The sequence below is a fragment of the Bradyrhizobium sp. 521_C7_N1_3 genome (assembly GCF_052075975.1).
GTDB classification, from domain to species: domain Bacteria; phylum Pseudomonadota; class Alphaproteobacteria; order Rhizobiales; family Xanthobacteraceae; genus Bradyrhizobium; species Bradyrhizobium japonicum.
Genome location: NZ_CP197232.1, coordinates 744993 through 757025 on the forward strand (window position 1 = coordinate 744993; position 12033 = coordinate 757025).

Annotated in this window: 12 protein-coding genes; 7 read left to right on the plus strand and 5 right to left on the minus strand. The window is 65.1% G+C overall.

Features of this window, described 5'->3' with window-relative positions; translation table 11 throughout:
* Positions 1-2: 2 nt before the first annotated feature.
* Genes AB7008_RS03440 through AB7008_RS03455 form a run of 4 tightly spaced genes read left to right on the plus strand, consistent with a single transcriptional unit; the run spans position 3 to position 3757 of the window.
* Entirely contained in the window at positions 3-1220 is a 1218-nt protein-coding gene (locus AB7008_RS03440; protein WP_014490411.1) for a substrate-binding protein, read from the plus strand.
* 6 nt (positions 1221-1226) lie between these two features.
* The gene (locus AB7008_RS03445) at positions 1227-2348 is read left to right on the plus strand and encodes a branched-chain amino acid ABC transporter permease (RefSeq protein WP_441258426.1); all 1122 of its coding nucleotides are present in this window, start codon (positions 1227-1229) and stop codon (positions 2346-2348) included.
* Complete coding sequence (locus tag AB7008_RS03450) at positions 2335-3069, plus strand: ABC transporter ATP-binding protein (RefSeq protein ID WP_441258427.1); 735 nt, start codon at positions 2335-2337, stop codon at positions 3067-3069. Before AB7008_RS03445 ends, AB7008_RS03450 begins: the two co-directional genes overlap by 14 nt.
* The gene (locus AB7008_RS03455) at positions 3062-3757 is read left to right on the plus strand and encodes a branched-chain amino acid ABC transporter ATP-binding protein (RefSeq protein WP_441258428.1); all 696 of its coding nucleotides are present in this window, start codon (positions 3062-3064) and stop codon (positions 3755-3757) included. The genes AB7008_RS03450 and AB7008_RS03455 overlap by 8 nt, the downstream gene beginning before the upstream one ends.
* A 126-nt stretch (positions 3758-3883) precedes the next feature.
* Here the strand turns inward: AB7008_RS03455 and AB7008_RS03460 are convergent, their stop codons facing one another.
* The 4 genes from AB7008_RS03460 to AB7008_RS03475 all read right to left on the minus strand — a co-directional run bounded on the left by AB7008_RS03460 (position 3884) and on the right by AB7008_RS03475 (position 8186).
* The gene (locus tag AB7008_RS03460) at positions 3884-5425 is read right to left on the minus strand and encodes a L,D-transpeptidase family protein (protein ID WP_441258429.1); all 1542 of its coding nucleotides are present in this window, start codon (positions 5423-5425) and stop codon (positions 3884-3886) included.
* 430 nt (positions 5426-5855) lie between these two features.
* Positions 5856-6818 (minus strand): acetyl-CoA carboxylase carboxyltransferase subunit alpha, encoded by a 963-nt coding sequence (locus AB7008_RS03465; RefSeq protein WP_441258430.1) that lies wholly within the window; start codon positions 6816-6818, stop codon positions 5856-5858.
* A gap of 247 nt (positions 6819-7065) precedes the next feature.
* Positions 7066-8022: a site-specific tyrosine recombinase XerD gene (gene xerD / locus AB7008_RS03470; protein WP_264621767.1), complete on the minus strand. Its 957-nt coding sequence runs from the start codon at positions 8020-8022 to the stop codon at positions 7066-7068.
* A gap of 17 nt (positions 8023-8039) precedes the next feature.
* Complete coding sequence (locus AB7008_RS03475) at positions 8040-8186, minus strand: hypothetical protein (RefSeq protein WP_014439243.1); 147 nt, start codon at positions 8184-8186, stop codon at positions 8040-8042.
* A 170-nt stretch (positions 8187-8356) separates the two neighbouring features.
* Between AB7008_RS03475 and AB7008_RS03480 the strand changes: the two genes are divergently transcribed.
* From AB7008_RS03480 to AB7008_RS03490, 3 genes are all read left to right on the plus strand, one after another.
* Positions 8357-8983 carry a shikimate kinase gene (locus tag AB7008_RS03480; protein WP_028159566.1) on the plus strand — a complete coding sequence of 209 codons (627 nt, stop codon included), beginning with the start codon at positions 8357-8359 and terminating at the stop codon, positions 8981-8983.
* Positions 8980-10128 carry a 3-dehydroquinate synthase gene (aroB, locus tag AB7008_RS03485; RefSeq protein ID WP_441258431.1) on the plus strand — a complete coding sequence of 383 codons (1149 nt, stop codon included), beginning with the start codon at positions 8980-8982 and terminating at the stop codon, positions 10126-10128. The genes AB7008_RS03480 and aroB overlap by 4 nt, the downstream gene beginning before the upstream one ends.
* Positions 10129-10220: 92 nt before the next feature.
* Positions 10221-11525 carry an HlyC/CorC family transporter gene (locus AB7008_RS03490; RefSeq protein ID WP_028159564.1) on the plus strand — a complete coding sequence of 435 codons (1305 nt, stop codon included), beginning with the start codon at positions 10221-10223 and terminating at the stop codon, positions 11523-11525.
* 146 nt (positions 11526-11671) lie between these two features.
* On the opposite strand, the gene AB7008_RS03495 is transcribed toward AB7008_RS03490, so the two are convergent.
* Positions 11672-11947 carry a BolA family protein gene (locus AB7008_RS03495; protein ID WP_304492468.1) on the minus strand — a complete coding sequence of 92 codons (276 nt, stop codon included), beginning with the start codon at positions 11945-11947 and terminating at the stop codon, positions 11672-11674.
* Between the last annotated feature and the right edge of the window lie 86 nt (positions 11948-12033).

The window sequence follows — 12033 nt, forward strand, 5'->3', positions numbered from 1 at the left end:
TCATGTTCGATCGTACTCAGCTTTCGCGCCGCCGCTTCCTCTCCAACCTTGCCTTTACCACCGGCGCGGTCGCGACCGGCGTCGGCAGCTGGGTGATCCCGGCGCCCTGGGCGAACGCGGCGGAAGGCCCGATCAAAGTCGGCATCGCGACCGATCTCACCGGCCCGATCGCCTATGCCGGCAATGCCGACGCCAATGTCGCCAAGATGGTGATCAAGGAGATCAATACGGCCGGTGGTCTGCTCGGCCGTCCGCTCGAGCTCTATATCGAGGACACCGCCTCGAACGAATCCGTCGCCGTCGGCAACGTCCGAAAGCTGATCCAGCGCGACAAGGTCGACATGGTGCTGGGCGGCATCACCTCGTCGATGCGCAACGCGATCAAGGACCCGATCGTGGCGCGCGGCAAGACGCTCTACATCTATCCGCAGCTCTACGAGGGCAAGGAGTGCACACCCTATCTGTTCTGCACCGGGCCGACGCCGGCGCAGCAGTGTGACGAGTTCATCCCCTGGCTGATCAAGAACGGCGGCAAGAAGTTCGCGCTGCCGAGCGCCAACTATGTCTGGCCGCACACGCTTAACGTCTACGCCCGCAAGGTGATCGAGCAGAACGGCGGCGAGGTCGTGTTCGAGGAATATTACCCGCTCGACCAGGTCGATTTCTCCGCGACCGTCAACCGGATCATCTCCAACAAGGTCGACGTCGTCTTCAACACCGTCATTCCGCCTGGCGTCGGCCCGTTCTTCAAGCAGCTCTATGAAGCGGGCTTCCTCAAGAACGGTGGGCGCCTGGCCTGCGTCTACTACGACGAGAACACGCTCAACATCAATCAGGCCGCCGAGATCGAGGGGCTCGCAAGCTGTCTCGACTATTTCAAGGTGCTGACCAAGGAGAACCCTTTCGACGCAAAAATCCAGGCGGCGTATGAGAAGGACTTTCCCGGCAACTTCCTGTTTGCGGCCGGCAGTGCCGCGACCGGCACCTATCGCGGCCTCAAGCTGTGGGAAGCCGCCGTGAAGGAAGCCGGCAAGGTCGACCGCGATTCGGTTGCCGCCGCGCTCGATCACGCCAAGATCGCCGAAGGCCCGGGCGGGCCGGCCGAGATGGTGCCGGGCAAGCGGCACTGCAAGATGAAGATGTACACCGCCGTCGCCAAGGGTGGGAACTACGAGATCGTCGGACGCAGCGACGGGCTCGTCGATCCCAAGGAATGCTGAGGCGGAATGCCTAAGTCGATGAGTGTGGTAAGAGAAGCCATCGCCGGCGACGAAGCGGACGATGCGATGGCTGAACGCGTGGCCGCGGGACAGGCCAAGGAACAGGTCAAGGCAGGACGAAAGGTCCTGCCGATCGTGGAGGGCGTCGTGCTCGTCGCGGCGCTGCTCGCGCCGCTGGTGCTGCAGGACTACCTCACGGTGTTCGCGACCCGCGTGATCATCCTCGCGCTGTTCGCGTTGTCATTCGACCTGGTCTGGGGCTATGCCGGCATCATGAGCTTCGGCCAGGCCCTGTTCTTCGGCTCGGCCGGCTATGGCGTCGCGCTGCTCGCGCGCGACCTCGACATCACCAACATCCTCCTGGTGCTGCCGGCGGGAATGCTGATCGGCCTCACCTTCGCGCTGCTGCTCGGCGGCTTCCTGCTGCTCGGACGGCATCCCTCCAGCGTGATCTTCGTGTCGCTGGGCACGCTGACCGGCTCCTACGCCGCCGATCGCCTCGCGCGCGGCTGGTACTATCTCGGCGGCCAGAACGGCATCCCCTCGATCGCGCCGATGTCGCTCGGCGGCTACGAATTTACTGAAGGCCCGGCTTTCTACTATCTCGTGCTCGGCATCCTCGTCGTCGTCTACCTGCTCTGCCGCTTCCTGGTGCGCTCGCAATTCGGGCTGGCGCTCGCAGGCCTGCGCGAGAACGAGCAGCGCATCGCCTTCTTCGGCTACAAGGCGCAGCATCTCAAGGCGATCATCTTCGCGATCGGCGGCGCCATCGCAGGTCTTGCCGGCAGCCTTTATGCCTTCCACGAAGGTTTCGTCTGGCCCAACATGGTCGGCGTCGTGGTCTCGACGCAGGTGGTGCTCTATGTGCTGTTCGGCGGCTCCGGCACGTTGATCGGCGCCGTCATCGGCACCGTGATCGTCGAGGGCGTCAGCTTCTGGCTCTCCGACAATTATCGCGACATCTGGCCGATCATCCTCGGTCTGCTGCTGCTGCTCGTGATCCTGTTCCGGCCGCTCGGCCTGATCAGTTTTGTGCTCGGCGAGCGCGAGCGGGTCGGCAGCTTCGGTGCCAGGCCCAAGGGAACTGAGAAGGAGACTGAGAAGGAGAAGCGCAATGCCGCTCCTTGAGGCCGCCGGCATCAGGAAGATCTTTGGCAAGCTCACCGCGCTCGACGGCGCCGCGCTCACGGTCGGCGAGAACGAGTTTCACGGCCTGATCGGACCGAACGGCTCCGGCAAGAGCACGCTGATGAAGTGCATTGCGGGGGCCGAGGTGCCGACCCAAGGCAAAGTGAGCTTCATCAACACCGACATCACCGCGTTCACGCCGACCGAACGGGCCCGGGCCGGCATGAGCCTGAAATTCCAGATCACCAGCGTGCTGCCGACGCTGACGCTCTACGACAACATCCTGCTCGCGCTGCAGGCGCAATCCTCGCTGTTCGATCTCGTATTCTCGCGCACGCGCGGCGCGCTGCACGACCACGTCATGACCATGCTGACGCAGTTCCGCCTCGCCGATCGCGCCTTCGACGCGGCGGCGGCGCTGTCGCACGGCCAGCAGCAATGGCTGGAGATCGCGATGGCGCTCGCGGGAAAGCCGAAGCTGTTGCTGCTGGACGAGCCGACCGGCGGCATGAGCCTGGAGGAGCGGCGCGTCACCGGTGAGCTGCTTCAGCCGATCAAGCAGCATTGCTCGCTCGTCATCGTCGAGCACGACCTCGATTTCATCCGCGACATCTGCGATCGGTTGACCGTGCTCGACCAGGGCAAGGTGCTGGCATCAGGCACCGTGTCGGAGATCCAGGCCAATAAATCCGTTCAGGAGATCTATTTGCGCCGTGCCTGAATTTTTGGACATCAAGCATCTCGACGCCGGCTATGGCCGCAGCCAGGCCCTGTTCGACGTCACCCTCGGCATTCCCTGGCGCGGCGGCGTCGCCGTGCTCGGCCGCAACGGTGCCGGCAAGACCACGCTGATGAAGACCATCGTCGGCGAGCTGCCGGTATGGAAGGGCGAGGTTGCCTTCGACGGGCGCGACATCAGCCGCCGCGCGACCCAGGAGCGGGTGCGCGCCGGCATCGGCTACGTGCCACAGGAGCATTCGGTGTTCGCGCGCCTGTCGGTGCGCGACAATCTCGCGGTCGGCTCGCTCGCCAGCAAGAAGGCCGACGCGGTCGACCATGTGCTGGCCATCTTCCCGAAACTCGGCCAGCGCCTCGACCAGCCCGCCGGCACCCTCTCCGGCGGCGAGCGCAAGATGCTCGCCATCGGCCGTGCGATGCTGGGCGATCCGAAGCTGTTGTTGCTGGACGAGCCGACCGAAGGCGTCTGGATCGGCGTGATCGAGGAGATCACCGAGCGCCTGATCGAGCTCGCGAAGAGCATCGCCGTCATCATCGTCGAGCAGCACCTCGACCTCGCGCTGCGCGTCGCCGATTACGCCTACGTGCTGGACCGCGGCAGGGTCGCGTTGCAGGGGCAGGCGAATGATGTACGCGGCAATCCGGAGCTGATGCGGTACCTGGCGCCGTAGGGTGCGCTGCCCGCCATTGAGTGAGGCGCAGCGCTCTCACCGTGGCTCAACTGTCATTCCCCGCCTTCGCGGGGAATGACGGCGCCAGGCTGAGATGGATCGGAGAGATTAAGCGGAGCGCCGCCCTTACTTCACCGCTCCAAAGCGGCTGTCGAACGAGTTCGACGACACCACCGGGGCGGCGCCCATGATCTGCGTCGCTTCACTCGCGCCATCCGATACCGACGGCTTCAGCGCGGGACGCGTCGCGGCGAGGCGCGTGTCCGGCTTCACCGGTTCGGCCGGCTTGGCGGCGGCTGGCTTCGGCGCGTCCTTGGACGTGTCGCGGCCGGGCACGAACCTCGTCACTGCGGCCTTCAGCCTCGACGTCGCGGTGGGCGGCGTTGCGGGTGCGGCGGCCGGGGCCACGGAGGCGGTCGCCTGCGGCGGAGGCGTGGTCGCCGTGGTATCGGCGCTGCCGAGGCCCATCTTGCGGCCGAGGTTGGAGAAGAAGCCGCCTGACGAATTCTCGCCGGCCGGCGCGGCCGCGGCGACGCGGGTGGTGGCGGCGGGCGCGCTAACGGCGACGACCGGCTCCTGGTTTGCCGGAGCGGCGGCGACCGCATCGAGATTGGGCTTGGGCGGATTGACGTGTCCGGGGATCGTGCCCGGCGCCTTCGCCATCGCCAGCATCTCCAGGGTCGAGCCTTCGGCGGTCTCCGAGAGACCGGTCGATCCCTCCGGAATCTTCGAGGCAAAAATCTTGTTCATGCCGCCGTCGATGCCGGTGTTCATGCGCGCCATCGGCGTGCCCTTGGCGACGAGCTTGTTGTACTCGGCCTGGTCGCGCGCATCCTTCTCGCGCACGGCGCTGGCGATGTCCTCGGGGATGACGTAGGCGGGGCACTTTGCCGAGGCGTCGAACACCGGATCGCGCTTGGCGTCGGGCGTCTTGGCTGCGTCGAAGACGTACTTCTTCTCGCAGAAATCGACCTTCGGCTCCTGCCGCGTCACCTCGAAATGATCATAGCCTTCCTTGATCATCTTCCAGAACGGCATGTTCGGGTTGTTCCGGTGCTTGGCCATGTTCACCGGCGTCATCTTGAACGGATAGGCCTGGAGCTGGAACGCCTTCTGGCCGCCGAAGAACGACTCGCGGCCAAGCGAATAGATCTCCGCGATCTGCTCGTCCGTCATCGCGTAGCAGCCGCGCGACGAACAATCGCCGTGCACCATCAGCTGCGATCCGGTGCGGCCCAAGGCCTTGTCGAACGCATTCGGATAGCCCGTGTTGAACGACAGGTAATAGGCCGACTGCGGATTCATCTGGCCCGGATTGATCGAGTAGAATCCTTCCGGCGCTTGGCGGTCGCCTTCGCGCACCTTAGGACCGAGATCGCCCGACCAGCGGCAGATCGGATAGGTCTTGAGCAGCGCGAACTGGCCGTTGCGGGCCTGCTTCCAGACCTCGAGCTCGGCCTCCTGCTTGAACAGGCGGACCAGGATCGGCGACTGCAGGTCCATGTTCTTCTCGACCATCGCGGCGAGAAGCTTTGGCGGCACCGGCTGGTTGGCCTTGGCGTTGGTCGCGAGCGAAACCTGGTCGGTATCGCAGCCGGCCAGCAGAACACTGGCCGTCAGCAGCGCAACCGAAGCCAAAAGCGCGCGAGCAAGCGAACGAGAAATCAAGATGGACCCCACACCGTGCCGGGCAAGCAGCGCGAACCCCAATCTCGAAGCATGATCCGACCGGAGACCCGGACCCGTCGTGACGGGCTTTTTCGAACCACGCTCCAGCGCTTGTGCCCTGAAGCCATTGATTAAAATTCTAACCTCTGGGTCATGTGGTCGCAACCCGAGCTGGGATCACGAGCCCGTTGGCCCAGTGGCATGGTCAACGAAGACTAAATGGACGCGACTTTGGGCCGTACTTGGGCCTTCCGGCCCAATCCGGACAGAGATCGCTGATTTGGGCAAAAAAAGGGTTAACGGGGAGTTACCGGAGGTCTCGTAGGGTGGGCAAAGCGAAGCGTGCCCACCAATGTCTGCCGTCCGACCGGTTCTTGGGCACGGCGCTATGCGCCTTTGCCTACCCTACGGGACCGGAATCTGACCCGAATCAGCCCAGTTTCCGGCCGATATCGAGGAATTTCTGCCGCCGCTGCTTGCGGATGGCGTCGCCGTCCAGGCCGCGGAGCTCGTCAAAGGCCTTGGCGATGGCATCGCCCGTGGTGGCGATCATGGCGGAGGGGTCGCGGTGGGCGCCGCCGACCGGCTCCTTCAGGATGCTGTCGATCACCCCGAAGCGCAGCATGTCCTGCGCGGTGATCTTCATGTTGTTGGCGGCTTCCTGCGCCTTGGAGCCGTCGCGCCACAGGATCGAGGAGGCGGCCTCGGGCGAGATCACGCTGTAGATCGCGTGCTCCAGCATCAAGACCTTGTTGGCGGTGGTGATGGCGATGGCGCCGCCCGACATGCCTTCACCGGTGATGATGGCGACGTTGGGCACGGTCAGCGCCATGCAGGCATCGGTCGAGCGCGCGATCGCCTCGGCCTGGCCGCGCTCCTCGGCGCCGATGCCGGGATAGGCGCCGGCGGAATCGGCGAGCGACAGCACGGGCAAGCCGAACCGCTCGGCCATTTCCATCAGCCGCACGCATTTGCGATAGCCCTCGGGCCGCGCCATGCCGAAATTGTGCCGGATGCGGCTCTCGGTGGAATCGCCCTTTTCCTGGCCCATCACGCAGATGGCCTCACCGCGGAAGCGGCCGAAGCCGGCAACCAGCGCCTCGTCCTCGCCGAACTTGCGATCACCGGCGAGCGGGGTGAATTCGGTGATCAGGCCTTTGATGAAGTCGTTGAAATGCGGCCGCTGCGGATGCCGCGCGACCAGCGTCTTCTGCCACGGCGTCAGGTTCAGATAGAGGTCGGCCAGCGCCTGCGCCGCCTTGTCCTCGATCTTCCCGATTTCCTCGGAGATATCGGTGCCCGAGGCCGCAAGCGTCCGCAGCTCGTCGACCTTGGAGTCGAGCTCGGCGACCGGCTTTTCGAAGTCGAGATAGCTGCGCATGTGATCTGGCATCAACTCAATATAGCGAGGACGGGGCGAGGCGTCGAAGCGGGTTTGGATCGGCGGAAAGAAATGTAGCTTCTTCAACGAGTTGGCTTGTGGGCTCGGAAGCAGCCCGCCAAATCATGCGTGAGGCCACGGCTCTTTCTGCGGAGATGTGGCCGAAGTCAAGGCGGTTTGGCGCCTTGGCTCAACTCTCGTGTCCCGGACGCGCTGCAGCGCTTCTATAGCGCTGCTGCGCAGAGCGGGGGCAAGAGACCTATTTCTCCGCCAGCGGGTGCAGGTCGCGCACCAGGCTCTTCAGGCGCTCCTCGACCACATGGGTGTAGATCTGGGTCGTGGAGATGTCGGTGTGGCCGAGCAGGGTCTGCACGATGCGCAGATCCGCGCCGTTGTGCAGGAGGTGGCTGGCAAAGGCGTGGCGCAACACGTGCGGGGAGACCAGCCGGGCCTGCAGCCCCGATGCGACCGCGAGCTCCTTCAGGTCGCGGGCGAAATGCTGCCGCGTCAGATGCCCGCTCTCGCCGAACGATGGGAACAGCCATTTCGCGGCGGCCACGCTGTTCTTCTTGTCGGCCTTTGCCGCTTCCGTCGCCGCGAGATAATCGGCCATCGCCTGCCGTGAGGCCTCGTTGAGCGGCACCAGGCGTTCCTTGTTGCCCTTGCCGCGCACCACGATCATGCGGGCGTCGCGTTTGGCCGCAGAGCGCGGCAGCGCCACCAGCTCGGAGACTCGCAGGCCGGTGGCGTAGAGCACCTCGAGCAGGCAATAGAGCCGCAACGCGCGCAGCCGTTTTGAGGGCGAGGCGTCCGCCGCCTCGCTCAATTCCTTGGCGCGGCGGAGCATGCGGTCGACATCCGCGATCGACAGCACCTTCGGCAGGCCGCGGCCGCGCTTGGGGCCGGACAGGATCGCCGCGGGATCCTCGGTGCGGATGCGCTCGTTCAGGAGAAAGCGGTAGAGATGCCGCATCGCCGACAGCCGCCGCGCGACGCTGGTGGACTTGAAGCCGCGGCTGTCGAGATCGGCGAGGTAATCGCGCAGGATCTGCGTCTCGGCGTCGGCAAAGCTGTGCCCGACGCGGCCCAGAAATTCCGAGAAATCGGTGAGGTCGCGGCGGTAGGCGTCGAGCGTATTGGGGCCGGCGCCCTGTTCCGCCGCGAGCATGTCGAGGAACAGGCCGGTGAGCTTGCTGTCTGAGGGCTGTACGCGCATGCCCTGGAAGCTAGCTCCTATTTCTTGAGAAATTTATCCGGTGGGATCGTCACCGTCATTTCCCGTGACTTCGGGCTCACGAAGTTCGCCAGCGCGAAGACCACGCCATAGACGATGCCGGCGATCACGGCGACGACCGTCAGGAAGCGGAACAGGCTGGGCATCGGGCAAGGTCTCGGGAAGGTCTCAGGCGTCCAAATTAACCAATGAAATCATCCAACATGTTCGCCGTTTCGTGGCAAGAGTCCTCTGGCGAGGGCCCCGAGGGGGTCGTATAGGTGGCCAAAGCATGCCGCCTCCGGCGGCAGATCGAGCGAGACCCAGAGCGAGATTTATGCCCGACGCCGCGTTGCCGATACAAGCTGCCCCTGAGGCCGACATCCTGTCGGCGCTCGGGACGCGCTCGATCGTGCTCGTCGGCATGATGGGGGTGGGCAAATCCACCATCGGCCGCCGCATGGCCGCCCGGCTCAAACTGCCCTTCGTTGACGCCGACACCGAGATCGAGGTCGCTCATGCCGGCATGACCATACCGGAGATTTTCGAGCGCCATGGCGAGCCGTATTTCCGGGATGGCGAGGCGCGGGTGATCGCGCGCCTGCTCGACGGCGAGCCGATCGTGCTGGCGACCGGCGGCGGTGCCTTCATGCGCGAGGAGACGCGCAACCGCATAGCGGCCAAGGCGGTCTCGATCTGGCTCAAGGCCGACCCTGACGTCATCATGCGCCGGGTGCGGCGCCGCGCCGACCGCCCGCTGCTCCAGACCGCCGATCCCGAAGGAACCGTGACGCGCCTGCTCACCGAGCGCGAGCCGATCTATGGCCGTGCCGACCTCACCATCGCCTCGCGCGACGTGCCGCACGACAAGATCGTCGAGGAATGCATCGAGACGCTGCGCGCCCATCTCCGCGGCGAACAGGCCGCCCAATCACCTGCCGACGTTGCGAGTGCCGTACGATGACTGCGCCGTTGAAACATTCAGATCCTGTCAACGTCGATGTCGCACTCGGCGATCGCGCCTACGACATCGTCATCGGCCGCGGCGTGCTGGCCTCGCTCGGCGAGCGGGTCGCGCGCTTGCGACCCGGCGTGCGTACGGCGATCGTCACCGATCGCACCGTCGCAAAACACTGGCTCGAGCCGACCGAAGCGTCGCTCGCTTCTGCCGGCATTCCGACCTCGCGCATCGTGGTCGAGGAAGGCGAGATCTCCAAAACCTATGCCGGCCTCGAAAAGGTCAGCGAGGCCCTGATCGCCGCGAAGATCGAGCGCAACGATCTCGTCATCGCGCTCGGCGGCGGCGTGGTCGGCGATCTCGCCGGCTTTGCGGCCGCGATCCTGCGCCGCGGCGTCGATTTCGTGCAGGTGCCGACCTCGCTGCTGGCGCAGGTCGATTCCTCCGTCGGCGGCAAGACCGGCATCAACTCGCCGCAGGGCAAGAATCTGCTCGGGGCCTTCCACCAGCCCGTGCTGGTCATCGCCGACACCGCCGTGCTCGACACGCTGTCGCCGCGGCAGTTCCGCGCCGGCTATGCCGAGGTCGCCAAATATGGCGTGCTCGGCGACGAAGCCTTCTTCACCTGGCTGGAGAAGAACCACGCCGACATTTTCAAGGGCGGTTCGGCGCGCGAGCACGCGATCGCAACCTCGTGCCGCGCCAAGGCCGGCGTCGTCTCACGCGATGAGCGCGAGACCGGCGAGCGTGCGCTGCTCAATCTCGGCCATACCTTTGGCCACGCGCTGGAGGCCGCGACCGGTTTCTCCGATCGCCTCTTCCATGGTGAGGGCGTTTCGATCGGCATGACGCTGGCTGCGCAGTTCTCGGCGAAGCTTGGCATGATCGGCGAGGCCGATGCCGTGCGCGTCGAGCGTCACCTCATCGACGCCGGCCTGCCGACGCGCCTGCAGGACATCGCCGGTTTCGCGCAGGAAGGACTTGCCGACGCCGGCGCGCTGGTGGCGCTGATGGCGCAGGACAAGAAGGTCAAGCGCGGCAAGCTCACCTTCATCCTGCTAGAGGCGGTCGGGCGCGCCGTGATCGCGAAGGACGTCGAGCCGGCGCCGGTGCGCGATTTCCTCACAGAGAAGCTCGCGCAGAAGGCTTGATGCGCGGCTGAACGGCGCTAGAGCGTTTTCGAGCGAAGTGGGTACCGGTTCGCGTCAAGAAAACGCGTCAAAGCAAAAAACCAGAGTGGTGCATGGACTGGCTCGGATTCACCATCGTCATTCTCTGCCTGCTTGTCTCGGGCTTCTTCGCCGCGAGCGAGACCGCGCTGACCGGCGCCTCGCGCGCCAGCATGCTGCGACTCTCCAAGCAGGGTAACCACGACGCCGATGTCGTCTCGCAGCTGCTCGACATGCGCGAGCGCCTGATCGGCGCGCTGCTGCTCGGCAACAACATCGCCAATATCAGCGCGTCCGCGCTCGCCACCAGCATCTTCACGGCCTGGTTCGGCGATGTCGGCGTGCTCTATGCCACCGGCGTGATGACGGCGCTGGTCGTGATCTTCGCGGAGGTGCTGCCGAAGACCATCGCCATCAACGCGCCCGACCGCATGGCGCTTGCGGTCGCCCGCCCGATGCGGCTGACGATGTATGTGCTGGGACCGTTGCTGCGGATCGTCGAGGTCATCGTCCGTCTGCTGATGCGCTTGTTTGGTCTGGCCGGCGAGCACCAGGCGATCCTGTCGCCGACCGAGCGCCTGCGCGGCGCGGTCGACCTGTTGCACCACGAGGGCAAGGTCGAGAAGCAGGACCGCGACATGCTCGGCGGCCTGCTCGATCTGCGCGAGCTGCAGGTCTCCGACGTCATGATCCATCGCACCGAGATGATGATGATCAACGCCGACCTGCCCCCGGAGGAACTGGTGAGCGAGGTGCTGGCGACCGAGTACACCCGCATTCCGCTGTGGCGCGAGAAGCCGGAAAACATCATCGGCGTGCTTCACGCCAAGGATTTGTTGCGCGCAATCCGCGCGTCCGACGGCGATACCTCGCGCATCGACGTCTCCACCATCGCATTGCCGCCCTGGTTCGTGCCGGAGATGCGCCCGGTCTCCGAGCAGCTCAAGGCGTTTCGGCGGCGAAAAACCCATTTCGCCCTCGTCGTCGACGAGTACGGCGAAGTTGAAGGTCTCGTGACGCTGGAAGACATTCTGGAAGAGATCGTCGGCGACATCTCCGACGAGCACGACGTCGTGGTCGCCGGCGTGCGCGCTCAGCCGGACGGCTCGGTCGTGGTCGACGGCTCGGTGCCGATCCGCGATCTCAACCGCGCCATGGACTGGCACCTGCCCGATGAAGAGGCAACGACGGTCGCCGGTCTCGTCATTCACGAGGCGCGCTCGATCCCCGACCGCGGCCAGAGTTTCACGTTCCACGGCTTCCGTTTTCGCGTCCTCCGCCGCGAACGCAACCGCATCACCGCGCTCCGTATTTCACCGGTGCCGCGTGAGGCGGAGATGGAAGAGGCCAAGCCCAGGCGGGCCGGGACGTCGTTTTGACGCACGGTGTCATCGTCCGCCTTGTGCGCAGTTGCGCACTGGGGCGGACGATCCAGTACGCCGCAGCCTATCGATTGAATTTCGCCAGTCGTGTTTACTGGATGCCCCGCCTTCGCGGGGCATGACAGGACAGCCGAATTGGGGAGCTAGGTCCCGCCTTCCCCCGGCGCCTGCGCGTGGATCGCGAGCGCGTGCACGCTGCCTGAGAGTTCCGCGGTCAGCGCCGAATTTATCATGCGGTGGCGATCGACCCGGCTCTTCCCTTTGAAGGCCCGAGACACAATATAAACGCGAAAGTGTGTCTCGCCGCTCGGTCGATGGCCGGCGTGGCCCTCATGCAAATGTGACTCGTCGACGACCTGCAGGCTTTCCGGCGTGAAAGCTTCCCGCAACTTGTTGCTGATAGTGTCTTTCATAACCATGAGTGCCATTAAAGCGCGCGGCCGCACTCCGTCAATTGCATAGGCCGCCTGCGGCGGCCGTACCTCGAAGACGCCGGAGTGAAACT

Coding starts and splice junctions, on each gene's coding strand:
- AB7008_RS03440 (WP_014490411.1), top strand. CDS start 3: ATGTTCGATCGTACTCAGCTTTCGCGCCGCCGCTTCCTCTCCAACCTT.
- AB7008_RS03445 (WP_441258426.1), top strand. CDS start 1,227: ATGCCTAAGTCGATGAGTGTGGTAAGAGAAGCCATCGCCGGCGACGAA.
- AB7008_RS03450 (WP_441258427.1), top strand. CDS start 2,335: ATGCCGCTCCTTGAGGCCGCCGGCATCAGGAAGATCTTTGGCAAGCTC.
- AB7008_RS03465 (WP_441258430.1), bottom strand. CDS start 6,818: ATGCCAGATCACATGCGCAGCTATCTCGACTTCGAAAAGCCGGTCGCC.
- xerD (WP_264621767.1), bottom strand. CDS start 8,022: ATGCGCGTACAGCCCTCAGACAGCAAGCTCACCGGCCTGTTCCTCGAC.
- AB7008_RS03475 (WP_014439243.1), bottom strand. CDS start 8,186: ATGCCCAGCCTGTTCCGCTTCCTGACGGTCGTCGCCGTGATCGCCGGC.
- AB7008_RS03480 (WP_028159566.1), top strand. CDS start 8,357: ATGCCCGACGCCGCGTTGCCGATACAAGCTGCCCCTGAGGCCGACATC.
- aroB (WP_441258431.1), top strand. CDS start 8,980: ATGACTGCGCCGTTGAAACATTCAGATCCTGTCAACGTCGATGTCGCA.
- AB7008_RS03490 (WP_028159564.1), top strand. CDS start 10,221: ATGGACTGGCTCGGATTCACCATCGTCATTCTCTGCCTGCTTGTCTCG.
- AB7008_RS03495 (WP_304492468.1), bottom strand. CDS start 11,947: ATGGTTATGAAAGACACTATCAGCAACAAGTTGCGGGAAGCTTTCACG.